Consider the following 22,968-nt stretch of genomic DNA (forward strand, 5'->3'; position numbering starts at 1 on the left):
CGCCGACCTTGCGACCAGCCGTGAACCTCTGGCAACGGGCCTGTAACAAGCATTTCAAACAAGCGTATGTTTTTTCATTGACAGCTCACCGCCATCCTCATAACCTCGCCAAACCTTCAACGTACCGGGATGACGCGGACGTGGGCAGTATCTATTTGATTCGACATGGCCAGGCCTCCTTCGGTGCAGACGACTACGACGTCCTGTCGCCGACCGGCATCCGTCAGGCGGAAATCCTTGGCCGGCACCTGGCCGAACTCGGGATCAGCTTCGACCGCTGCCTGGCAGGGGATCTGCGCCGCCAGCAGCACACGGCCAACAGCGCGCTGGAACAATTCGCCGTGGTGGGCCTGCCGGTGCCGCTGCTGGAAACCGACTCCGCCTTCAACGAATTCGACGCCGACGCGGTGATCCGCGCGCTGTTGCCGGCCATGTTGCCGGACGAACCCGAAGCCCTGAACATCTTGCGCAACGCCGCGCAAAACCGTGGCGAGTTCCAGCGCATCTTCGCCCTGATCATCGAACGCTGGCTCGCCGGCACCTACGACACACCAGGCCTGGAAAGCTGGCTGGGGTTTGTCGAGCGGGTGCGGGCCGGCTTGCATCGCATCCTCGACCAGGCCGACAACACCCAGAAAATCGCCGTGTTCACCTCCGGCGGCACCATCACCGCCCTGCTCCACCTGATTACCCAAATGCCTGCCCGGCAGGCCTTTGAATTGAACTGGCAAATCGTCAACACCTCGCTCAACCAGCTTAAGTTTCGTGGTCGCGAGGTGTCGCTGGCTTCCTTCAACAGTCATGCGCACCTGCAACTGTTGAAGGCCCCGGAACTCATCACGTTTCGCTGAGTCCGGACTATTGTGACCCTGGCAGTAATCACCCTGCTCTTATTACCCAAGAAAGGATCGAACCATGACCTCCGTAGCAGACGCCGTACAAGCAATGAAAGCCAAGTTCAACCCAGCCGCTGCTGCCGGTCTGGACCTGGTCTTCGGTTTCCGCATCGACGACACCAAGAACTTCTCGCTGATCGTCAAAGACCAGACTTGCGAGCTGCAGGAAGGCGAGAACCCGGACGCCCAGGTGACTCTGGTGATGGACGGCGAAACCCTGGAAGGCATCGTTGACGGTTCGACCGACGGCATGCAAGCGTTCATGGGCGGCAAACTGCGCGCTGAAGGCGACATGATGCTGGCCATGAAACTGTCCGAGCTGTTCCCGTCGTAAGCACCTGGCTCCCGGCCTTCGGGAGCGTGCCTGCTGCAAACGAATCCCGCCCTTAGTGGCGGGATTCGTCGTTTTTGCCTGCACGCCACTGACCTGTGGCGAGGGGGCTTGTCGGATCGCCGCATCGCCCCGTTCGGCTGCGAAGCAGTCGTCAATCCGACGCCCCGCTATGTTTGAGAGGGTCTAAAGGGCCGCTTCGCGCCCCAACGCGAGCAAGCTCGCTCGCCACAGGTTCGGTGGTGCTCTTACAATGGCCACACTCCCAACACCGGCCGCCCCATGGACATCGACCTCGCCCGCACTTTCCTCGAAATCGTCCGCCATGGCAGCCTGGCTGCCGCCGCGCAAAAGCTCCATGTCACCCAGACCGCGATCACCGCGCGGGTGCAGAAACTCGAGAGCCAACTGGGCAGTACCCTGTTCGTGCGCAATCGTGCCGGTGCTCGCCTGACGCCCAACGGTGAAGCGTTCGTGGTGTACGCCAACCAACTGGTGCAAACCTGGGACGCCGCGCGGCGTGATCTGCCCTTGCCCGAGGGGTATCGCGATGTGCTGCATATCGGTGGCGAGGTGAGCCTGTGTAACCCGCTGATGCTCGGCTGGGCCGGCGAAATCCGCAAGCACATTCCCAGCCACGCCCTGCGCATGGAAATCCATGACGGCGAAAATCTCCTGCGCCAACTGGAGTTGGGCGTTCTGGATGCTGCGCTGGTGTATCAGCCCGAGTATTGGCCGCGCTTGCAGGTCGAGCAGGTGCTCGAAGAAAAACTGATTCTCGTGCGCCTGGCCGACAGGCCCGATCCTTATGTGTACATCGATTGGGGCGCCGAGTTCCGGCGCCAGCACGATGCCGCCCTGCCGGAAAAAGCCAAGGCTGCGCTGAGTTTCAATCTTGGTCCGCTGGGCTTGCAGTACCTACTCGAAAACGGCGGCAGTGGTTACTTCCGCACCCGTGTCGTGCAGAGCTATCTCGATAGCGGTGCCCTGGAACGGGTGCCCAAGGCTCCGGAGTTCAGCTACCCGACCTATCTGGTCTACTCCCGCGATCGTGACTCGCCGACGCTGCAACGCGCCTTCGACCTGCTGCGCGAGGTGATCGATTCCGACGAAGACTGGTCGCAACGCTGGGATCCGCTGACCTGAGACCGGTTTGCACCGGATCATGGCCGTTGTGTCCTCAAGGTTCGCCCCGCCAAAACAGCGGAATCGACTAATCTGCAGGAGATAACAATAACGACAGGTGATTGCAGTGAGGCAGACCACCGAAGGGTTCCGCAGCCGTTACCGCGCCGCCATTCATCCGCTCTACAACCCTTGGCTGCACGGCGCTTTTGTCCTGTTGTTCGGGGCGCTGGCGATCAGCGCTTTCTGGAGCGACGTGCATCAGGTACAGCCGGCGCAATGGCTTGCGGTGCCCGTCACGCTGCTAGTGTTCAACCTCGGCGTGTACATGGTGCATCGCCACCTGGGGCATCACAAAAAGCGCTTCGCCCGGCTGTTTTATGCCCGTCACGCTGGCGACCACCACAGTTTTTTCACCCCTGGCCACATGACCTACGACAGCGCCCGCGACTGGCGGGTGATCCTGTTTCCGGCCTGGCTGATCGTACTGCACACGCTCGCCGTGGCCCTGCCCCTCTGGTGGCTGCTCAAGCACATCGATACCAACGTCGCCGGACTGGTCGGCGGCGTTCTTGTCCTCGGCTACCTGGCTTATGAGGTGTTCCATGCCTGCGAACATCTGCCGTCGCGCAACCCGCTTACACGGCTGCCGTGGATCCGCCAGATGCGCCGGCTGCACGAACTGCACCACCGCCGCGAACGGATGCAGGAGCGCAATTTCAACATCGTTTTCCCGCTGATGGACTACCTGTTCGGCACCCTCTATTGGGAGCCGGAACCTGCGCCGCTCAACCCGACGAGAACGCCCATGACCCGCATGCAGCATCAGATTGTCATTGCCGGACACCCGATCGATGTACTGGCCTATGCCAGCACCGTGACCCTTTGGCCGCAATGGCACCCGTCGTCGCTGCATATCGATGGACCCAAAGGTCCATTGCATGCCGGCGCACGTTTCGAGGAGGACATCCGCGCCGGCGGTCGTGAAGGACACTTGAGCTGGGAAGTGGCGCAGTACCTGCCCGGTCAGCGCTGGAGCGCACGTGCCCAGGGTGATCATGGCCTGTCGCTGGTGGTGACCTACGAATGCGAAGCCCTGGGCAACGACACACGTTTCGTCCGCACCCTGGAATACCGGTTCAGCGGTCTGGCGCTGCGGATTGCCAACCGGTTATTGCTCAAGCGGCGCATCGACCGGGAATCGGCGGCGTCGATGCAAGCGTTGCGCGAGATGGCGCAGAAATACCTGGTGGCAACCGGAGTCAACGCGTGAGCAGAATCCTCAAATGCCTGCTGCTGGTCATTGTCGTCATCGGCGCCTTCCTGCTGCTGATGCCGACCAAGGTGCGACCGGTGGCCTGGACACCACAACCCGCGCCGTCCCTCTCCAGCGGCATCTACGCCGACAATCAACGGCTCAAAGGTGTGGAGCGCGTCGGTGCCGCCAACATCGACGGGCCGGAAGCCCTGCTGCTGGAAAACGACACGCTGATCACCGGCCTGCACGACGGGCGCCTGATCCGCACCAGCCTGGATGGCAAGACCACCAAAGTCCTGGCCGACACCGGTGGCCGCCCACTGGGCCTGGCCCGGCATCCCAATGGTCTGCTGGTGATCGCCGATGCCGTCAAGGGTTTGTTGTCCCTCGACGCCCAGGGTCGCCTGGTGGCCTTGACCACAGAGGCCGGTGGCGTTCCCTTCGGTTTTACCGACGATGTGGTCATCGACAAACCCGGCCACTACGCTTATTTCAGCGATGCTTCGAGCCGCTTCGGTTATGGCCACGACGGTGAAGCCGTGCTCGAACACGGTGGTGACGGTCGATTGCTGCGCTACGACTTCCAGACCGGCAAAACGTCGGTTGTGCTGGACAAGCTGGAGTTTGCCAACGGCGTGGCCCTGGGACCGGACGATGCCTACGTGCTGGTCAATGAAACCGGCGCCTACCGCATCAGCCGCTATTGGCTCAGCGGCCCCAAGGCCGGCACCCAGGACCTGTTCATCGACAACCTGCCGGGCCTGCCGGACAACCTGTCGTTCAATGGTCACGACCGGTTCTGGGTAGCGCTGTATGCCCCCCGAAACGCCCTGCTTGATGGCACGGCGGCGCATCCGTTCGTGCGCAAGATGATCGTGCGAGCCATGACAGTCCTGCCCAAACCCGTGGAAAAGCGCGGGTTTGCCCTGGGCCTGGACCTTGAAGGCAAGGTGATCGCCAATCTGCAGGACGGCAGCAGCGACAACTACTCCCCGATCACCACGGTGCGCGAGTATGGGGACTGGTTGTATTTCGGTTCACTGAAGGCGCAGAACATGGCGCGGTTGCCTTTGAGCAAGGCGTTGCAATGATCTGTTGAGTTCAACCAAGCACCAATGTGGGAGCGAGCTTGCTCGCGGTGGCGCCTGACCAGTCGGCATTTATATCGACTGACCCACCGCTATCGCGAGCAAGCTCGCTCCCACAGGGGACGGTGTTCACTCTGGATCGATGTCGACACCTTCATCCTCCGGCCATTCATCAATGCCCGGCTCTTCCTCGGGATTGACCGTGGTGTGTTCGGGGCTCAGCGGTTCGGGATGAGTGGGTATCGGGTCGTAGCCACCCTGTTGTTCACTGGGATATTTGGGCTGGGTCATGAGGCACCTCGTTGAGAGCCGTGATATCGGTCTCTGAGCATTCGAGGTGCCGGTTCTGGTGGCCGTTCCAACTTTCCAGTCACCGATCGTCGGTGTCAGGCACGCTGGATCAGGACCGCAACTGGAGTTGTTTGACGATCTTGTCCTTGACCTCCAAGCGCTTCGCCTTGAGCTTCGTCACCGCATCATCGCTGGATTTGGCCTCCTCCGCTTTCACCACTTCGGCATCAGCCAGGGAATACTTGTTGATCAGTGAATCCAGTAACGGATCCTTGGTGCGTTTCTGCTGGATTTCTTCCTTTGTGCAACTCAGATCCTGAAAAAGGTCATGGGGCACCGGCATGGAACACCTCCGTTTGTTAATCGGTAGCAAACGCCGACTGATTGCGTTCACCAACTATCAGAATGGCCTCGGTTGGCCCGTTCTGTCGACCATCTGTCAGACCAGCGGTGCCCGTTCGTCGTCCTGTCGCAAATGCGATAAAACCTTTGCCTGCGCCGCCGCCTCCACCGGTTAACGATCACTCGATCACCTTTGAAAACCTGTGCGGAGAATCACCAATGGACTCACTCATCGTGCGTCACCTGGCCCTGGTTATCGCAATGAGCAGCTGCATGGGCAGTGCCCTGGCTGCCACTTCCAATGACTTTGTCGACAAAGCGGCCGCCGGCGGCATCGCCGAAGTCGAGACCAGCCGGCTGGCCCTGGAAAAAAGTGCATCAGCCGACGTCAAGAAATTCGCCAAGATGATGATTACCGATCATTCCAAGGCCAACGATGAACTGGCCGCCCTGGCGAAAAAATTCGACATCGAAGTGCCGGACAGCACAACGCTGACCAAACAAGCCAAGGAAAAAATCCTCGACATGCGCGACGAATCCTTCGACGCGGCCTATGCCGACAACCAGGTCAAGGCCCATGAAGAAACCATCGAACTGTTCAAGAAGGAAGCCAATACGGTGACGGACGACCGGGTCAAGGGCGCCACCGAGCTCAAGGGCTTTGCGCAAAAAATGCTGCCGGCGCTGGAAAAACACCTGAAAATGGCGAAAAAACTCCAGGCCGCCCATCCGAGCAAGTAACTGTGCCATCCATGCACCTTGTGGAAGCTGATTTGCTCATGAAAGCGAGGAAACATCCAACACCATTGCTGCCTGACACTCCACCTTCGCGGGCAAGCCCACAGGTGCCTACCGGCCGACCTGGTACTCCCTGTAGGAGCTGCCGAAGGCTGCGATCTTTTGATTTTGATTTTTGACCATGTCGAAGGGGGCGGAAGATCAAGATCAAAAGATCGCAGCCTTCGGCAGCTCCTACAGGGGGGAATGTGTTTAGTCGAAAGAGATAAGTCAGCCATAAGGCCGCCCGTGTACAACCCACCACTCAACAGGCCGAGCGTTAGCTCGCCTGCCGCTCTTGATCTTGATCCACCCGCCCCCTCGGCAGGCTGAGCGGAGGTGTTCATCCGGGGATGGGCGCGCAGCGCCGTTCGACGCAGTCGAACTCATTGCATGTAGGTCGAAGCGAAGCCGACCGGAGGGCAATGCCCCCGGATGAATACCGGAACGAAGGAACCCCGAGCCTCAGCGAGGGGCCGTACGTAAGGGGCGAGCGCTTTTGGTTACTTTTAAGGCGTTTGTTAAAAGTGACTCGCCGTAAGGGCGAAACCATAAGCCGCCGTTACCGCAGCAACGGATATGTACACAGTCAAAAAAGGCTCGCCCCCACAGGGAATTGTGTCAGCCACCAAGAACTGTCCGCACCATTTGCGTCAACGCTTCAGGACTGTAGGGTTTGCTGAGCAAATGAGTATCCGGACTCAGCTGGTGATTGCGCGAGATAATGTCGCGGGTATGCCCCGAAGTGAACAGCACCGCCACCGGCGGCTCCTGCACTTTCGCCCAGGCCGCCAGGTCCGAACTCTTGATCAGGCCGGGCATGACCACGTCGGTGAATATCAGGTCCACCGTCACCCCTTCCAGCAACATTTGCATGGCGACGTCTGCGTTGGTAGCCGTGAGGACTTGATAACCCTCCTCACCCAACAACTCCACCGCCGACACTCTCACAGCCTCATTGTCCTCGACCACCAGGATGCGTTCGTGCCCGCCCCGTTGCGGCATATCGGGGCCCGGCGTTTCACTGGGTACCGCGCGCAAGGTGCGCGGAAAGTACAACTGCACCCGGGTCCCCCGTCCCACGTCACTGGCGATTTCGATATGACCGCCACTCTGCTTGACGAAGCCAAACACCATGCTCAAGCCCAATCCGGTGCCCTGTCCGTCGGCCTTGGTGGTGAAGAATGGCTCGAACACCTGAGCCAGCACCTGTGGCGGCATGCCGACGCCGGTATCCGTCACGGACACCCGCACATAATCCCCCGGGGCAATGCCCCTACCGGCGCAAAACTTGTGATCGAGGACGAGGTTTTCCGCGCACAGGTCAATCCTGCCCTCACCTTGAAGGGCGTCACGGGCATTGATCGCCAGATTGAGAATGGCGTTTTCCAGTTGGTTGCGATCAACAAACACATTCCAGGAATCCTCGGGGGCCGTCATGTGAACCTGAAGGGTTTCACCCAGGGCACGCAGCAACAACTCCGCCAGGCCATCGAAAATCTGCCGCAATGTGAAGACCGCGGGCGACAACGGTTGACGGCGGGCGAACGCCAGCAATTGCGAGGACAGCTTGGCGCCGCGCTCGACGGCGGCAATCGACGCCGAGACCCGGCGCTGCACATTGGCGTTACCCCGCTCATGGCGCGCCAGCAAGTGCAGGTTGCCGGCGATCACTTGCAGCAGGTTATTGAAGTCATGGGCCACACCGCCAGTAAGGCCGCCGATGGCTTCCAGCTTCTGTGACTGGCGCAATTGATCTTCCGCCGCCAGCCGTGCCTCGACCTCATCGGCCACCCGCTGCTCCAGGTTGCGGGTGAACTTGAGCAGGGACTCTTCGGCGGTCTTGCGTTCGTGGATGTCGATCAGCACGCCGGGGAAACGAAACGCCTCGCTCTGTTCATTGAACTCGCAACAGCCACTGGCGAGCACCCAGAGGTAACTGCCGTCGGGGCGCAGGATCCGGTATTCGACGTTGTAGGGCTCGCCCGTCTCCACCGACAATCTGACCCGTTCCCGGACCCAGCTGCGGTCATCTGGATGGATGCGGCTTTCTGCGATTTCCTGGGACAGGTTTTCCAGGTCTTGCCCGAGGGGATAGGAAAACGTGCGGGCGAAACGCTCATCGCCCGACAGCACGTTGGCCTTGATGTCCCAGACAAAGGAGCCGAGCAATGCACCGGCGTTCAGCGCCAGGCGCACCCGTTCGTTGTCGGCGCGGTAGGCGTCTTCAGCCGCCTGTCGCCGATGTTCGGAGATCACCCGCTCCGTGGTTTCCACCACCATGGCCATGACCCCGGCCGGGCGTCCGTCATCGTCGGCTACCGGGCTGTAGTAGAGGTCCATCCAGACATCTTCCGGAACCCCGTCGCGCAGCAGCACCAGTTCCTTGTTGCGAAAGGACAAGGTGCCGCCCGCCAGGCAGGTGTCGACCACGTGGCGATTGAATTCGGCGACCTCGGGCCAACCCAGTTCCACAGCGGAGCCGAGCAGGTACGGATGACGCCCACCGGCAAACTTGGAATAAGCGTCGTTATAGATCATGTACCCGGACTGGCCCCAGAGCATCACCATCGGCAGCGGCGAGGCGAGCATCAACTGCACCGCGCTGCTCAGGCTCCTGGACCATGAGTCGAGCGGGCCAAGCTCGGTCTGGCTCCAGTCGAACGCACGAATGCGCCCGGCCATTTCGCCGTTCCACCCGGCACACCCGTGGCTATCCGCTAGAAACTGCATCGGCTGGCTCTATCCCGGTAAATGGCACCCGTTTGTTTCGAGCATGCTGCACGTGATTCGTTTCATAGAGGTATAGCTGATTCTGGCGGGCTACCGGAGATCCCCTGTGGGAGCGGGCTTGCTCGCGAAAGCGGTGTGTCATTCAACATATTCGTCTGCTGATACGCCGCTTTCGCGAGCAAGCCCGCTCCCACAATTTGGTCCTCAGTAACCGAGAGACCGTGCACTACACCTCAATCAAATGCTTAAGCGGGTTGTAGCTGCTTTTCAGGGTAGCCGCGACATCCAGAATGGCCTTCTCGATGCCATTCAAATGCATGCAGGTCAGCTCGATGGCCGCGCTCTGGTTGCCCGCTTCGATGTACTCGATCAACCGCAGGTGTTCATCGTCACGGCAGGCTTCGTGGCTGTCGTCATCGAGCGCGGCGGCATACAGCGAGGCCCGGGAAATCAGCTTCTGGAACCAGTCGAGCAATACCGGATTGTTCAGGCTGCGGGCCAGTTTGATGTGGAACTCGCCGAGCAGGTGAATCAGCCGTTCGTGATCACCGCTTTGATGCGCTTCATCTTCCAACAGCAGGTGATCACGCAGATCCTGGGTCACCGCCGTATCCCGGCGACGGCACAGTTCACTGACGATACCGATCTCGACCAGGCGCCGGGTTTCGAACAGCGAGCGGATCTCCTCGTCACTGGGCAATGACACCGATGCACCTTTATTGGGCTCGGTGGTGACCAACCCATCCGCCTCCAACTGCTTGAGCGCAGCCCGCACAGACGTACGGCTGACGTTGAACAGCTCGGCCAGCGAGGCTTCGCCCAGCTTCATCCCCGGACGCAACGAGCGCTTGCTGATCGCCTCGTAAACCCCTTGGTAGACGCGGTCGACCGTGGTTTCCAGTTTCTTTTCCGTCATTCATCAACTCCTTGCGCCCTGTGCAAACGCCCCTGGCGAATGATCAGCCTTTGAAAAAGGGGCTTGCACGAGCAGGTTAATCCGGGTATTTCTAAATTGCATCCAGATTTTGCATACAATAATTAGAGGAATGCACCATTATGGGTCATCCAGTTGCAATTGAAGTGCGAAACGTCTCAAAGCGATATTCCGACGACCCTGGGCTGGCACCAGCCCTGGACAATGTTTCTGTCGACATCGCCGACAACGAATTCTTCACCCTGCTCGGCCCCTCCGGCTGTGGCAAGACCACCCTGCTGCGCACCATTGCCGGCTTCGAACACGTCAGCGACGGTGAGATCCGCCTCGCGGGCGAGCCGGTCAACGATTTGCCGCCGTTCAAGCGTCGGGTCAACACGGTGTTCCAGAGTTACGCGCTGTTTCCGCACATGAGTGTTGCGCAGAATATCGCCTTCGGCCTCGAGATGCAGGGCCTTGATCGCAAACTGATCCCGCAGCGGGTCGAGGAAATGCTCGCGCTGGTGCAAATGCAGCACCTGGCCAGACGCAAACCGGCCGAACTGTCCGGCGGCCAACAGCAACGGGTGGCTCTGGCCCGGGCCCTGGCGCCGAAACCGAAAGTACTGTTGCTCGATGAGCCGCTGTCGGCGCTGGACCTCAAGCTGCGCAAGGAAATGCAGGTCGAACTCAAGCGCGTGCAAAAAGAAGCCGGGATCACCTTCATTTTCGTCACCCACGATCAGGAAGAAGCGCTGACCCTGTCCGATCGCATCGCCGTGATGTCCGCCGGCAAGATCCTGCAAATCGGCACGCCCAACGAGATCTACGAGCGTCCGCAGCACCAGTTCGTCGCGCAATTCATCGGCGACATCAACTTCCTCCCCGGGCATCTCAAGCGTGGCCAGCAGAACGAAAAGCTCTTCGTGCCCAACGGCATGCCCGTGGAAATCCCCTGCCCGGCCCAGGGCTTTGACGGCAGCAAGGTGCAACTGGCGTTCCGCCCCGAGCGTTCGCAACTGGTCGAGCCGTCGCAGCCCCATCACCTGCGCGGCGTGATCGAGGCCGTGCTGTACGTCGGCACGGCCACGCTCTATCAGTGCCGCTTGAACAACGACATCAAGGTCATGCTGCGCGAGAACAACGAAGGCCTGAGCCACGGGCGGGTGGTGGGCGATCGCGTCGCGGTCAACCTGCCGCCCCACGCCTGCCTGCTGATGGAGGCCTGAGATGAGCGTCAGCAGCACTTCCCCGGCCCTCAACCGCGCGCTGTTGCTCAGCCCGGTCGTCCTGACCCTGCTGGCCCTGATCGCCATTCCGCTGGGCATCATGGGCTACATCAGCCTGTTGCCGCGCAACGTCTATGGCGGCGTCGACTGGCAGGCCGACTGGCAATTGCAAAGTTATGTGCAGCTGTTCTTCCAGGAAGGTTTCGACGGCGAACTGGAGCTCAACTGGGTCTACGCCCAGGCGTTGTTGCGCTCGGTGTTCCAGGCCGGTGGCACCACGGTCCTGTGCTTCCTGTTCGGCTTCCCGGTGGCGTTGTGGATGTCGAGCCTGACGCCGCGCCGGCGCAACCTGATGGTGTTGCTGATCACCATCCCGTTCTGGACCAACCTGCTGATCCGCAACTATGCGTGGCTGATCATCCTGCGCGAACACGGCTGGGTCGCCCAGAGCCTCAACGCGCTGTTCCCCCAGGCCGGCGGCATCACCCTGCTCTACAACGATTTTGCGGTCAGCGTCGGCCTGGTCTACAGCTTCCTGCCGTTCATGATCCTGCCGATCTACTCGACCCTGGAGAAACTCGACTGGCGTCTGGTGGAGGCCGCCTACGACCTGGGCGCCAACCGCTGGCATGCGTTGCGGCGGATCATCTTGCCGCTGTCGATGCCAGGGGTGATTGCCGGTGCCTTGCTGGTGTTCGTGCCGAGCCTGGGTGCCTTCATTACCCCGGCGATCCTCGGCGGTGGCAAGACGCTGATGATCGGCAACCTGATCCAGCAGCAGTTCGGCACCGCACGCAACTGGCCGCTGGGCAGTTCGCTGTCGTTCCTGCTGCTGGGGATCATGTTGCTGTCCCTGGTGCTCTACGCCCTCTATAGCCGCAATGCCGCCAAGACCCAACGCCCAGGAGCCCAAGCATGATTGCCCTGCACCTGAAGAAACTGCCGCTGACCCGTGAAGTCAGCCTGTTGATGCTGGCCTATCTGTACCTGCCGATCTTCGTGCTGATCGCCTACAGCTTCAACGCCAACCGTTCGGCGACGGTGTGGACCGAGTTCTCGTTCGCCTGGTACGGACGCATCCTGGCCAACCCGTCGATCCAGACCGCGGCGTTGAACTCGATCATCGTCGCCAGCATCGCCACGGTCTGCGCCACGGCGATTGCCCTGCTCGCGGCGCTGGCGACGTACCGGCCGTTCTACGGACAGAAAATGGTCGAAGGCGGGATCAACCTGCCGCTGATCCTGCCGGAGATCGTCACGGCCGTCGCCACCCTGCTGCTGTTCATGGCGCTGGGAATCAAGCTCGGCCTGCTGACGGTGATCATCGCCCACATCGGTTTTTGCATCCCCTTTGCCTACCTGCCGATCCGGGCGCGGCTCAATGACCTGGACAAGAGCCTGCTGGAAGCGGCGAACGACCTGTACGCCAACCCCTGGCAGGTGTTTCGCCGGGTGACCTTGCCGCTGCTGTGGCCGGCGGTGCTGTCCGGTTCGGTGCTGGCGTTCGTGGTCAGCCTCGACGATTTCATCATGACCTTCTTCGTCGCGGGGCCGGGTTCGACCACCTTGCCGGTGTACATCTTCTCGGCGATCAAGGCCGGCGTGACGCCGGAGATCAATGCGATTTCGACCCTGATGCTGGTGATATCCATCGTGCTGGTGGTGCTGGCCTTCTGGCTGGGACAGCGCGGCAAACAACAATGAGCCTGGAGACTTCTTTATGAGCAAGAAAGTGAAAAGCCCCCGTTTTGCTGCTGCCAGTTTCGCCGTTGCCGGTCTGGCCTTGAGTTGCTTCACCGCGTTCGCTGCGTCCAGCGCCCAGGTCGCAGAGCCCAAGGAGCTGTTCTTCTACAACTGGACCGATTACTACCCGGTCGACCTGCTGGCCAAGTTCGAAAAGGAGACCGGCATCAAGGTCACCATGGACGGCTACGACAGCAACGAAACCCTGCTGGCCAAATTGCAGGCCGGCGGCGCGGCGTACGACGTGATCGTGCCGTCGCAATCGATCATGCGCACGTTGATCAACCAGGACCTGCTGCTGGAAATCGACGCCTCGGCCCTGCCCAACTTCCAGTACGTCAAGCCGGCATTCCGCGACCCGAGTTTCGACCCGGGCCGCAAGTTCTCGGCACCGTACCTGTGGGGCACCACCGGGTTCTCCTATGACAGCGCCCGGGTGCCCGGCGGCAAGCTCGACGACTCGTGGAAAGAGTTCTTCGAGCCACGCAAGGAACTGCAAGGCCAGCTCGCGGCCCTCGACACCTCCAGCAGCGTGATCAACGCCGCCAGCCACTACCTGAATGTCGACGAATGCAGCGAAAACCCGCAGGACGCCAAGCGCATCCTCGAACTGCTGCAAAAACAGAAACCCTTCCTGAAGATGTACAGCTCGGACAACACCGTCGACCGCATGGCCTCCGGTGAAGTGATCATGATGCAGAACTGGAACGGCTCCACTGCCCGCGCCACCCTGCAGAAGAGCACCATCAAGTACGTGTATCCGAAGGAAGGCCTGGCGATGTTCCAGGACAACTTCGCCGTCCCCAAGAGCGCGCCACACCCCGGCAACGCGAAGATTTTCATCGACTGGATGATGAAACCGGAAAACGCCGCCGCCGTGTCCAACGCCATCGCCTACGCCAACGGCATCCAGAGCGACAAGCTGATCGACGCCAAATGGCGGGTGATGGATGCCATCAACATGCCCGACGAATTCGCCTCGCGCCTGCGTCCTGAAAAGGAATGCAGCAACAAGGCGCGGGAGCTGCAGGACAGGATCTGGGCGAAGCTCAAGGGCTGATTGTTTGACTTGAAACCGAGTCGCGGCCATCGCGAGCAAGCTCGCTCCCACAGGGATTTTGTGAACGCCGAAGATCCACTGTGGGAGCGAGCTTGCTCGCGATGAGGCCCGCCCAGACACCATAAAATTGAGGTTTGCAATGAATCAACCCCGCTGGCTGCGCAACGTGCACCCCTACGGCTCCCCCGCCGAAGACCTGCTGATCGAAAACGGCCGGTTCACCCAACGCCGTCCGGCTTCGAACGAGGCCCTGTCCGCCACCGACATCGACGGCCAGAACCAGTTGCTCACCCCCGCCCTGGTGGAAAGCCACGTCCACCTGGACAAAACCCTCTGGGGCCAGCCCTGGCGCCCCAACAGCGCCGGTCCGACCCTCAAGGACTACATCGCCAACGAACGGTGCATCCTGCGTGAAGTCACCACACCGATTGCGCAACGGGCCGGCGCCCTGCTGGAAAACTGCATCGCCCGCGGCTCGCTGACCATGCGTTGCCACGTCGACATCGACCCGGAATTCGGCCTGCGGCATGTCGAGGCCATGCAGCAACTGCGCGAACAATACCGCGACCTGATCGACCTGCAACTGGTGGTGTTCCCGCAAACCGGGCTGATCAGCCGCCCCGGCACCGCCGAACTGATGCGCGAAGCCATGGCTCTGGGCGTGGAGAACGTCGGTGGCCTGGACCCGTGCGGCATCGACAACGACCCGATTGCCCAACTGGATTTCGTCTTCAAGCTGGCCAGCGAATTCGACCGTGGCGTCGACATTCACCTGCACGACAAGGGCGAACTGGGCCTGTGGCAGATCGCGCTCATCGCCGACTACACCGAGCGCTTCGGCCGCCAAGGCCGGGTGATGATCAGCCATGCCTACTGCCTCGGCATGCTGCCGTGGAGCCAGGTCAAACCGGTGGCCGAGCGCCTGGCGACACTGGGAATTTCGCTGATGAGTTCGGCCCCGGCCGATTGCGCGGTGCCGCCGTTCCTGGCCCTGCGCGAAACCGGCGTAAATGTATGTTTGGGCTCTGACGGCATTCGTGATGCCTGGTCACCCATGGGCAACGGCGACATGCTGGAGCGCGCGATGCTGCTGGCGTTCCGTTTCGATTTGAACAAGGACGAAGAACTGGCGGCGGCGTTCGACGCGGCAACTGTCAACGGCGCCCAGGCGCTGGGTTGCGCAGCCAATCGCCTGGAGATCGGCCAGCCAGCGGACTTCCTGCTGATGCCCGTGCAAACGTTGGGTGAGGCGGTGGTTTCGCGACCACCGCGTCAAGTCTATCGCGCGGGTCGTTTGATCGCGGCAGGCGGTCGTTTGCTGGAAAGCCGTCTGTGAAGCGCATCGGCTTGCGGGCCAGTTGCGTGGTCGGCTTCGACGGCACGCAGCATGTACTGTGGCGCGACGGCGAAGTGGTGTTCGAAGGCTCGCGCATCGAGTTTGTCGGGCGCGGTTTTCCGGGCCCGGTGGATCAGTGGATCGATTACGGCAACGCGCTGATCGGCCCCGGTTTCATCGATCTGGATGCCCTTGGCGATCTTGATTCCACGGTACTGACCCTGGACAACGGCGACGAGCGCAACATGGGTCGGATGTGGTCGGCGCAGTATCTGGCGCGCGGATCGCGGGAAAGTTACAGCCCCGAAGAAGAAGTCTTCAAATACCGCTATGCCTTCACGCAACTGATCCGCAACGGCATCACCACGGCCATGCCGATCACCTCGATGTATTACCGCGAGTGGGCCGAGACCTACGACGAGTTCGCGGCGGTCGCCGGCGTGGCGACCGAGTTGGGGCTGCGCACTTACCTGGGCCCCTGCTACATGAGCGGCATGAGTTACTGGCGGGCCGATGGCAGCCTGGCGCACCACTGGGACGAAGCCCGGGGCATGGCCGGCCTCGAGGCCGCTGAACGGTTTTTCCGGGATTTCGACGGCGCGCACAACGGCCTGATTCGTGGTGCACTGTTGCCCGATCGCATCCAGACCTGCACCCCGGCGCTGCTGCAACGCACCGCCGCGCTGAGCCGGGAACTGAACGCACCGATGCGCCTGCACTGTTGTCAGGGCCTCGGTGAAGTGGCGATGGTCGAGCAACTGCGCGGCACCTCGCCGCTGGGCTGGTTGCAGCAACTCGGGCTGCTGAACCCGCGCAGCCTGCTGCCCCACGGTATTTACACCCACGGCGATGAGGACCTGCAACGTGTGGTGGATGGCGGCGCGAGCCTGGTGCATTGCCCGGTGGTGTTTGCCCGGGACGGCGAGGCATTGAGTTCGTTTGGCCGCTATCGCGCCAAGGGCGTCAACTTCGCCCTCGGTACCGACACCTGGCCGGCGGACTTGCTCGACAACATGCGCCAGGGCCTGAACATCGCCCGACTGATGGAGGGCGGCAACTCGCTGACCAGCACACTGGATATGTACAACGCCGCGACCCTCGGCGGCGCCAGGGCCCTGGGCCGCGACGATCTCGGACGACTGGCACCGGGGTGCAAGGCCGACATCAGCGTGTTCAACCTGCGCGGAATGCACCTGGGGCCTTTGTTCGACCCGCTGAAAAATCTTGTACTGGCCGGTCGCGGCGACGACTGCATCGCCAGCTACATCGATGGCCGCTGCGTGATGCAGGACGGCCAGGTCGAGGGCGTCGACTACCCCGCCCTGCAACGCCAGGCCCAACGCCAATTCGAAAAACTGATGCGCAGCCACAGCGACCGGGCCTTCGGCCAACCGGACTGGAAAAGCCTGTTCCAGCCGGCCATCCCGTTCGCCGACGACTACAGCGCACAGACGCCACTGAGCGCGATCGAGCCTCTCCTTTAGGGAATTCTGCCTATGCAAAGCTTTGACTTCAGCACACTGAGTCCACGGGACAAATACAAGATTCTGATCGGCAGCGTCGTGCCACGACCGATTGCCCTGGTCACCACCGTCGACGGCGAAGGCCGGATCAACGCGGCGCCGTTCAGCTTTTTCAATGCGCTGTCGGCCGATCCGCCCATCCTCGCCCTTGGCGTGGAAAACTACGGCGACCAAAGCCCCAAGGACACCACCCGCAATATCCAGCTCAATCAGGAATTCACCGTGAACATCGTCAGCGACGCGCTGGTGGAGGCCATGAACGTCTGTGCCGTGCCCTTCGCCCCCGGCTTCGACGAACTGACCGCCGCCGGCCTCACCGCCATCCCCGGCACCACGGTCAAATGCCCGCGCATCGGCGAAGCCCCGGTGGCGCTGGAGTGCCGGCGGATGATGGCGCTGTCCATCGGCCAATCCCGGGAGATCATCTTTGGGGAGGTGTTGATGGCGCATGTGCGTGACGAACTGATCGACCCGAAAACCCTGTACATCGATCAGTTGGGGCTTGATGCGATCGGACGCATGGGCGGGCATGGCTATGCGCGCACGCGGGATTACTTCGATTTGCCGACGCGCTCGTTACAGGCGTGGACGGATGCCCCGGGCGGTGGCGAGCGGTTTTGGCCACTGGCCAAATAATTTCTGCATACATTCCATGTAGGAGCTGCCGAAGGCTGCGATCTTTTGATCTTGATTTCTGGCGGCTCCAAGACCGCTGAAGATCAAAAGATCGCAGCCTTCGGCAGCTCCTACAAAGGTTGCGGTTGAAATTCGAGGTTGTACATTTTTCAGGTGCCAGTATTGCCGCCGTACCCCATCCCCCTTCAAATCCTCCCTCTTGCTTCTCAGCTCACCCGTCATCAGGATCTCAAAGACATGGATGCCCTTCGCCATCAGACACGAAGTCGGCGACTCACCCGCCTGCTCAGCGCAATAGTCGCCGCTACCACGCTCGCAGTCCTGGGCACCGCCCAGGCAACTCCCCGGACAGATTTTCCCTTGAAGACCAGGTCGATCCTGGCAGGTGACACGACCTGGTCGTACTACGAGAGCGCAAAAAACGGTCCGGTACTGTTGCTTGTACATGGCTTTTCTTCAAACAAGAATGTCTGGCGCACGCTGGGTGAGGACCTCGGCGCACGCTTTCATGTGATCATTCCCGACCTTCCCGGCTGGGGCGAGTCAACGCGCCTTGCAGGTGAAAATTACGACATCGATGCACAAGCCGCACGGCTCAATGATTTTCTGCTTGCGCTCGACCTGCGTGAAATCAATCTGGTCGGCCACTCCATGGGGGGTGCCATTGCCGGAGTGTTTGCCGCCCAGAGGCCGGAGCGCATTGCGCGCCTGGTGCTGATCAGCCCGCTGGGATTGAGCTTTGTCGAAAACGATTTCATCCGGGCGTTGAATGCAGGTGACAACCCGTTTATCTACGATGACCGTGCCGGCGTCGAACGCACTGCCCGACTTGTCTATCTCGATCCTCCCGAAATGTCTGATCAGGAAGTGGAGAATGCGATTGCAGGCAATCGGCGCCAGCGCAGCTTTATCGAGTCTTCCCTGGCGCAGATCCGTCCACCGTCCCAATGGCTCGCGCTGGACCCTCGGCTGGCGCAGCTCACCATGCCGGTACTTGGCATCGGCTGCCGCGAGGATAAGGTGATCGATATCTCCGCCCTGGAGACCCTGCAAAACGGTCTGCCCGATGGTCGGGGCGGACAGGCTGTCACCCTTGAAGGTTGCAACCACTTGCCCATGATCGAACGCCCTGTGGCAACAGGGCAGCTACTCACCGACTTTGCTGCCGACACTCGACGCCCTGAAGCCCTGTGACTCAATGAAAGTCCCGGCTACGCACAGTGATGCCATCGAGCAATGCACTCAGGTCACTCAAGCGTCCGGCTATCAGATGCCGGACCTCGCCCTCCTTCTCCCAGCGCCCATCGACCTTGAGCAGCTGCGAGCCGACCAGCACCTGGCGCTGGCGCTCGGCCAGGTCGCGCCACACCACCACGTTGACGTTGCCGAACTCGTCCTCGAGGGTGACGAAAGTCACGCCGCTGGCGGTGGCCGGGCGTTGCCGGCCGGTGACCAGACCGGCAACACTGACCGGCCGACCGTGCTCGACGTCCAGCAATTCTTTCGAACTGCGGCAGCGCCGCGCCTTCAACTCACCCCGCAACAGGGCCAGCGGATGCGGCCCGAGAGTGGTGCCGACACTGACGTAATCGGCCTGCAGGTCCTCGCCCACGGTGGGTTTTGGCAGCGCCACCGCGTCCTCTTCCTGGCTCGGCAGGCCGGCAAACAACCCCAGCTGTTTTTGTACCCCGGCCACTTCCCAGCGCGCCCGGTGCCGGTCGCCGGCCAGGCCACGCAACGCACCGGCATCGGCCAGTTGCTCCTGGGCGCGGGCATCGAGTCGCGCCCGCTCGCCGAGGTCGGCGATGTCGGCGAACGCGCCTTGCGAACGGGCCACTTCGATGCGTCGGGCATCGTCCTCGCGAAAGCCCTTGATCATGCGTAACCCCAAGCGAATCGCCGGTTGCGCACCGCTGATCGGCTCCAGGCTGCAGTCCCAGTCACTGGCGCGCACGTCCACCGGGCGAACCTGCAAATGATGACGCCGAACGTCCTGCAGAATCTGGTCCGGGCTGTAGAACCCCATCGGCCAGCTGTTGATCAGCGCACAGGCGAAGGCCGCCGGCTCGTGGCATTTCAACCAGCAACTGGCGTAAGTCAGCAAGGCAAAGCTGGCGGCGTGGGACTCGGGAAAACCGTAGCTGCCAAAGCCCTTGATCTGCTCGAAGATCTGCGCGGCGAACTCGGCGGTGTAGCCGTTTTTCTTCATGCCGGCGGCCAGCCGCTCCTTGTGCGGTTCGAGCCCGCCGTGGCGTTTCCAGGCGGCCATGGAGCGGCGTAGCTGATCGGCCTCGCCGGGGCTGTAGTCGGCGGCGACGATGGCGATCTGCATCACCTGCTCCTGAAACAGCGGCACGCCAAGGGTGCGCTTGAGCACCACTTCCAGTTCCGGCGACGGATACGCCTCCGGCTCTTCCTTGTTCCGTCGCCGCAGGTACGGGTGCACCATGCCGCCCTGGATCGGTCCCGGCCGAACGATGGCGACCTCGATCACCAGGTCGTAAAACGTCTTGGGCCTGAGCCTCGGCAACATCGACATCTGCGCCCGGGACTCGATCTGGAACACGCCGATGGTGTCGGCCCGACCAATCATTTCGTAGGTGGCCGCATCCTCGGGCGGGATGGTCGCCAGGCTCAGGTCCAGGCCCCGGTGCCGGCGCAGCAGATCGAAACATCGACGAATCGCGCTGAGCATGCCCAGGGCCAGGATATCGACCTTGAGCAGGCCCACCGCGTCGAGGTCATCCTTGTCCCACTGGATGATCGTGCGCTCGGCCATGGCGGCGTTTTCCACCGGCACCAGACTGTCCAGCGGCTGCTCGGAAATCACGAAACCGCCGGGGTGCTGGGACAAATGCCGGGGGAAGCCGATCAACTGCCCCGTCAGGCTCAGCACCCGGTGCAGCACCGGACTCTGCGGGTCAAAGCCACTTTCACGCAGGCGTTCAACGGGGGGCGTTTCATCGCTCCAGTGACCGCAGCATTCGGCCAGGGCGTTGATCTGGTCCGGCGGCAAGCCCAATGCCTTGGCCACATCCCGTACCGCACCGGCGGCGTGGTAAGTGCTGACCACCGCCGTCAGCGCGGCACGGGCCCGGCCATAACGCTGGAACACATACTGCAAGACTTCTTCGCGGCGTTCATGTTCGAAATCGACGTCGATGTCCGGCGGTTCGTTACGTTCCCTGGACAGAAAGCGCTCGAACAACAACGTGGTGCGATCCGGATCGATTTCGGTGATCCCCAGAGCGAAGCACACTGCCGAGTTGGCGGCAGAACCACGACCCTGACAAAGAATCTGTTGTTGGCGGGCAAAGCGGACGATGTCGTGGACCGTCAGGAAATAACTTTCATAGCCCAGTTCCGCGATCAGTTGCAGCTCTTTATCGATCTGCACCAACACTTCGTTTTTCGGCCCTTTTGGCCAGCGCCACTCGATGCCTTCCTCGGTCAAATGACGCAGCCACGAGGTGGCCGAGTGCCCTTGCGGCACCAGCTCGCGAGGGTATTGATAACGCAGCTGGCCGAGGTCGAAGGTGCAGCGCCGGGCAATGACCAGCGTTTGCGCCAGCAAGCCTGGCGGGTAAAGCGCCTGCAGTACGTCGAGACTGCGCAGATGGCGCTCACCGTTGGGGTGCAGGCGCAACCCGGCATCGGCCACCGGCAGGTGGTGACGGATCGCGGTCATGGTGTCCTGCAAGGCCCGGCGCCCGCGTGCGTGCATGTGCACATCGCCACTGGCCACGGCTGGAATTCGCAGTTCCCGAGCCAGTGTGAGCAAATCGTTCAGGCGTTGCCCATCGTCCTGACCGCGATGCAACTGCACCGCCAGCCACAGGCGTTCGCCGAAGACCTGCTTGAGCCAATGGCCCTGTGCAAAGGCATCGACAGCGTCCGGCACCCACAACGCCAATAGCCCCGGCAACGGTTCGCCGAAGTCTTCGCGCAGCACCTGATACTGGCCTTTGTGCGTGCGGCGCCGGGCGCGGGTGATCAATCGGCACAGCGCCTGATAGCCCTCGAGGCTCTCCACCAGCAGCACCAGTTTCGGACCGTTCTCGATGCGTATTTCACTGCCGATGATCAGCGGCAACTCCACGGACTTCGCCGCTTGCCAGGCACGAACGATGCCCGCCAGGGTGCATTCGTCGGTGATCGCCAGGGCGTGGTAACCCTGTTTTTTCGCGCGCTGGAACAGCTCGAGGGCACTGGAGGCACCGCGCTGGAAACTGAAGTTCGACAGGCAGTGCAATTCGGCATAGTCGCGGCTCATGCGAACCAGCCCTGCAACCACAACGGGCCGTCCTCGCCGACCGCCCGGTAGGCCCAGCCCTGTTGGCCGGCACGGGTTTCGATCAGGTAATAGTCGCGGCGTACGTCGTCACCGTCCCACCAGCCGGACTCGATACGCTCCGGCCCCATGAGGATGCGCGCCGAGCCCTGGTGCACGGCCAGCGGCTCGGTCAGCAGCCAGCCCGGCCGCTTCACGGCGCCCAGCGCTGCGCAAGGCTGGCTGTCGGCACTGGCCTGCCACGCGCACTCGGGGCGGTGATCGGCCTGGAAGCGCAGGCCATGCACCGCGTCATCCCCCAGCCGTGCCCGCAGGCGTTCGCGCAGTTGCTCCCAGGGCAAGGACTGCTGCGGGCGATCGTCGAACAGTTCCTGATGCTGGGGCACGAAGGTCGGCAAATCCTCGGCACACAAGCGAAAGCCGCGCACCGGCGCCTCGACCTGGACGTGCTCCAGCCGCCCCCGGGCCAGTTCGAAGAGCATCGCCGGATCACGCTCGGCGCTGAGCAGGCCGACCTTGATCAGCGTATCGGGCAACCCGGCGTGCTCCAGATGCAGGTCGAAACGCTGTACGCCGCTGTCGCGACCGCACAGGAACGCCGACAGGTCGCCCGTCAACCGGCGCAACGGAAACAGCAGGGCTTGATGGGACTGCACATCGAAATTGAGCTCGATACGCACATCGAAGCGGTCCGGTGGCAGGTAAAACGCCAGCGCCAGCCGCCGCACACCCGACAGGGCATCCAGATGCTTGAGCACCTGGGCCTCGAAACGCCGGGCCAGGCTCTGCCGGGGCAACGCCTGCACCTGGCTCAAGGTGCGCAGGCCCATGCGCGACAAGGCCGTGGCAACCTGTGCTTCGAGGCCGATCCGGTCGACGGGCATCTGCCCCAGGTGATGCTGCAAGGCTTGATCATCCGGTACCACCAGGCCGTCATAGGCATTGGCCAGCACCCGCGCCGCCACCGGGTTGGGCGCGGCCACGATGCGGTGCCGAAACCCCAGTTCGCCGAGCTCACGGCGCAAAAGCGCTTCGAATTGCGGCCAGGCGCCGAACAGGCCGAGGCTGGATTCGATCTCGAACACCACGGCCCGGGGGTAATGCACGCTGACCTGGGAACTGAAGCGATAGGCCCAGGCGGCGAGAAACTGCTGCCAGCGCTCGATTTCACCGACGTCGTATTCAGCCGTGGCAAACCCCTTGCTCAAGGCCTGTGCCGCGCTCATGGACTGGCCGGGACGCAAACCCAGCGCCCGCGCCGCAGCGTTGACGGCCTGCAGCACCCGGCGCTGGGCCGGGCCGGTCAGCAACGCCAGGGGTTCATCAGGATCGGCGCGCTGACGCAATGCCGCGTCCAGCGCCAGTTGCGGGAAAACAATGCAGACCCAGCGCATGG

General features: G+C 62.0%; 21 protein-coding genes. 15 read left to right on the plus strand and 6 right to left on the minus strand.

The genetic code is table 11. The features are described from left to right. Positions 1-140 precede the first annotated feature (140 nt). The 5 genes from KW838_RS01560 (at position 141) to KW838_RS01580 (ending at position 4,701) form a co-directional block, all read left to right on the plus strand. Positions 141-851 carry a histidine phosphatase family protein gene (locus KW838_RS01560; RefSeq protein WP_218500123.1) on the plus strand — a complete coding sequence of 237 codons (711 nt, stop codon included), beginning with the start codon at positions 141-143 and terminating at the stop codon, positions 849-851. A gap of 64 nt (positions 852-915) precedes the next feature. Continuing rightward, the gene (locus tag KW838_RS01565) at positions 916-1,230 is read left to right on the plus strand and encodes an SCP2 sterol-binding domain-containing protein (protein ID WP_015094878.1); all 315 of its coding nucleotides are present in this window, start codon (positions 916-918) and stop codon (positions 1,228-1,230) included. Positions 1,231-1,509: 279 nt separating this feature from the next. Continuing rightward, complete coding sequence (locus KW838_RS01570; protein ID WP_095966810.1) at positions 1,510-2,373, plus strand: LysR family transcriptional regulator; 864 nt, start codon at positions 1,510-1,512, stop codon at positions 2,371-2,373. 106 nt (positions 2,374-2,479) lie between these two features. Then, positions 2,480-3,625 carry an SRPBCC family protein gene (locus KW838_RS01575; protein WP_218500124.1) on the plus strand — a complete coding sequence of 382 codons (1,146 nt, stop codon included), beginning with the start codon at positions 2,480-2,482 and terminating at the stop codon, positions 3,623-3,625. Next, positions 3,622-4,701, plus strand: coding sequence for an SMP-30/gluconolactonase/LRE family protein (locus KW838_RS01580; protein ID WP_218500125.1), 1,080 nt, complete (start codon positions 3,622-3,624; stop codon positions 4,699-4,701). The genes KW838_RS01575 and KW838_RS01580 overlap by 4 nt, the downstream gene beginning before the upstream one ends. Positions 4,702-4,827: 126 nt before the next feature. Here KW838_RS01580 and KW838_RS01585 read toward each other — a convergent pair whose 3' ends face one another. Both KW838_RS01585 and KW838_RS01590 read right to left on the minus strand, forming a co-directional pair. Continuing rightward, entirely contained in the window at positions 4,828-4,989 is a 162-nt protein-coding gene (locus tag KW838_RS01585) for a hypothetical protein (RefSeq protein ID WP_167399505.1), read from the minus strand. A gap of 109 nt (positions 4,990-5,098) precedes the next feature. Then, positions 5,099-5,332, minus strand: coding sequence for a DUF465 domain-containing protein (locus tag KW838_RS01590; protein ID WP_095966813.1), 234 nt, complete (start codon positions 5,330-5,332; stop codon positions 5,099-5,101). Here KW838_RS01590 and KW838_RS01595 point away from each other — a divergent pair. Further along, entirely contained in the window at positions 5,331-5,507 is a 177-nt protein-coding gene (locus tag KW838_RS01595) for a hypothetical protein (RefSeq protein WP_218500126.1), read from the plus strand. The genes KW838_RS01590 and KW838_RS01595 overlap by 2 nt on opposite strands. A gap of 43 nt (positions 5,508-5,550) precedes the next feature. After that, on the plus strand, positions 5,551-6,072 hold the full coding sequence (locus tag KW838_RS01600) for a DUF4142 domain-containing protein (protein ID WP_218500127.1): 522 nt from the start codon (positions 5,551-5,553) through the stop codon (positions 6,070-6,072). Positions 6,073-6,729: 657 nt separating this feature from the next. On the opposite strand, the gene KW838_RS01605 is transcribed toward KW838_RS01600, so the two are convergent. Continuing rightward, positions 6,730-8,841: a PAS domain-containing sensor histidine kinase gene (locus tag KW838_RS01605; RefSeq protein ID WP_218500128.1), complete on the minus strand. Its 2,112-nt coding sequence runs from the start codon at positions 8,839-8,841 to the stop codon at positions 6,730-6,732. 226 nt (positions 8,842-9,067) lie between these two features. Further along, a complete protein-coding gene (locus KW838_RS01610; RefSeq protein ID WP_007973313.1) occupies positions 9,068-9,757 on the minus strand; it encodes a GntR family transcriptional regulator in 690 nt (229 codons plus the stop codon). 140 nt (positions 9,758-9,897) lie between these two features. Between KW838_RS01610 and KW838_RS01615 the strand changes: the two genes are divergently transcribed. From KW838_RS01615 to KW838_RS01650, 8 genes are all read left to right on the plus strand, one after another. After that, on the plus strand, positions 9,898-10,983 hold the full coding sequence (locus tag KW838_RS01615; RefSeq protein ID WP_007973315.1) for an ABC transporter ATP-binding protein: 1,086 nt from the start codon (positions 9,898-9,900) through the stop codon (positions 10,981-10,983). A gap of 1 nt (position 10,984) precedes the next feature. Further along, a complete protein-coding gene (locus KW838_RS01620) occupies positions 10,985-11,902 on the plus strand; it encodes an ABC transporter permease (protein ID WP_015094870.1) in 918 nt (305 codons plus the stop codon). After that, positions 11,899-12,687, plus strand: a complete 789-nt coding sequence (locus KW838_RS01625; protein WP_007973320.1) for an ABC transporter permease — start codon at positions 11,899-11,901, stop codon at positions 12,685-12,687. The genes KW838_RS01620 and KW838_RS01625 overlap by 4 nt, the downstream gene beginning before the upstream one ends. A 16-nt stretch (positions 12,688-12,703) precedes the next feature. Next, the gene (locus KW838_RS01630) at positions 12,704-13,786 is read left to right on the plus strand and encodes an extracellular solute-binding protein (RefSeq protein ID WP_218500129.1); all 1,083 of its coding nucleotides are present in this window, start codon (positions 12,704-12,706) and stop codon (positions 13,784-13,786) included. Positions 13,787-13,925: 139 nt separating this feature from the next. Continuing rightward, positions 13,926-15,122, plus strand: coding sequence for an amidohydrolase family protein (locus tag KW838_RS01635; protein WP_218500130.1), 1,197 nt, complete (start codon positions 13,926-13,928; stop codon positions 15,120-15,122). Continuing rightward, positions 15,119-16,606 (plus strand): amidohydrolase family protein, encoded by a 1,488-nt coding sequence (locus KW838_RS01640; protein WP_218500131.1) that lies wholly within the window; start codon positions 15,119-15,121, stop codon positions 16,604-16,606. Before KW838_RS01635 ends, KW838_RS01640 begins: the two co-directional genes overlap by 4 nt. A gap of 12 nt (positions 16,607-16,618) precedes the next feature. Then, positions 16,619-17,281 carry a flavin reductase family protein gene (locus KW838_RS01645; RefSeq protein ID WP_007973324.1) on the plus strand — a complete coding sequence of 221 codons (663 nt, stop codon included), beginning with the start codon at positions 16,619-16,621 and terminating at the stop codon, positions 17,279-17,281. A gap of 237 nt (positions 17,282-17,518) precedes the next feature. Further along, positions 17,519-18,475, plus strand: a complete 957-nt coding sequence (locus KW838_RS01650; protein ID WP_218500132.1) for an alpha/beta fold hydrolase — start codon at positions 17,519-17,521, stop codon at positions 18,473-18,475. 1 nt (position 18,476) lies between these two features. Here KW838_RS01650 and KW838_RS01655 read toward each other — a convergent pair whose 3' ends face one another. Continuing rightward, positions 18,477-21,575, minus strand: a complete 3,099-nt coding sequence (locus tag KW838_RS01655) for an error-prone DNA polymerase (RefSeq protein ID WP_218500133.1) — start codon at positions 21,573-21,575, stop codon at positions 18,477-18,479. Continuing rightward, positions 21,551-22,966: a DNA polymerase Y family protein gene (locus KW838_RS01660; protein ID WP_218500134.1), complete on the minus strand. Its 1,416-nt coding sequence runs from the start codon at positions 22,964-22,966 to the stop codon at positions 21,551-21,553. The genes KW838_RS01655 and KW838_RS01660 overlap by 25 nt, the downstream gene beginning before the upstream one ends. Between the last annotated feature and the right edge of the window lie 2 nt (positions 22,967-22,968).

The sequence above is a fragment of the Pseudomonas sp. PDM27 genome (genome assembly GCF_019219205.1).
In the GTDB taxonomy this organism is placed as follows: domain Bacteria; phylum Pseudomonadota; class Gammaproteobacteria; order Pseudomonadales; family Pseudomonadaceae; genus Aquipseudomonas; species Aquipseudomonas laurylsulfatiphila.

Coding starts and splice junctions, on each gene's coding strand:
- KW838_RS01565 (WP_015094878.1), top strand. CDS start 916: ATGACCTCCGTAGCAGACGCCGTACAAGCAATGAAAGCCAAGTTCAAC.
- KW838_RS01595 (WP_218500126.1), top strand. CDS start 5,331: ATGGAACACCTCCGTTTGTTAATCGGTAGCAAACGCCGACTGATTGCG.
- KW838_RS01605 (WP_218500128.1), bottom strand. CDS start 8,841: ATGCAGTTTCTAGCGGATAGCCACGGGTGTGCCGGGTGGAACGGCGAA.
- KW838_RS01585 (WP_167399505.1), bottom strand. CDS start 4,989: ATGACCCAGCCCAAATATCCCAGTGAACAACAGGGTGGCTACGACCCG.
- KW838_RS01570 (WP_095966810.1), top strand. CDS start 1,510: ATGGACATCGACCTCGCCCGCACTTTCCTCGAAATCGTCCGCCATGGC.
- KW838_RS01590 (WP_095966813.1), bottom strand. CDS start 5,332: ATGCCGGTGCCCCATGACCTTTTTCAGGATCTGAGTTGCACAAAGGAA.
- KW838_RS01615 (WP_007973315.1), top strand. CDS start 9,898: ATGGGTCATCCAGTTGCAATTGAAGTGCGAAACGTCTCAAAGCGATAT.
- KW838_RS01650 (WP_218500132.1), top strand. CDS start 17,519: ATGGATGCCCTTCGCCATCAGACACGAAGTCGGCGACTCACCCGCCTG.
- KW838_RS01600 (WP_218500127.1), top strand. CDS start 5,551: ATGGACTCACTCATCGTGCGTCACCTGGCCCTGGTTATCGCAATGAGC.
- KW838_RS01625 (WP_007973320.1), top strand. CDS start 11,899: ATGATTGCCCTGCACCTGAAGAAACTGCCGCTGACCCGTGAAGTCAGC.
- KW838_RS01635 (WP_218500130.1), top strand. CDS start 13,926: ATGAATCAACCCCGCTGGCTGCGCAACGTGCACCCCTACGGCTCCCCC.
- KW838_RS01660 (WP_218500134.1), bottom strand. CDS start 22,966: ATGCGCTGGGTCTGCATTGTTTTCCCGCAACTGGCGCTGGACGCGGCA.
- KW838_RS01620 (WP_015094870.1), top strand. CDS start 10,985: ATGAGCGTCAGCAGCACTTCCCCGGCCCTCAACCGCGCGCTGTTGCTC.
- KW838_RS01630 (WP_218500129.1), top strand. CDS start 12,704: ATGAGCAAGAAAGTGAAAAGCCCCCGTTTTGCTGCTGCCAGTTTCGCC.
- KW838_RS01645 (WP_007973324.1), top strand. CDS start 16,619: ATGCAAAGCTTTGACTTCAGCACACTGAGTCCACGGGACAAATACAAG.
- KW838_RS01610 (WP_007973313.1), bottom strand. CDS start 9,757: ATGACGGAAAAGAAACTGGAAACCACGGTCGACCGCGTCTACCAAGGG.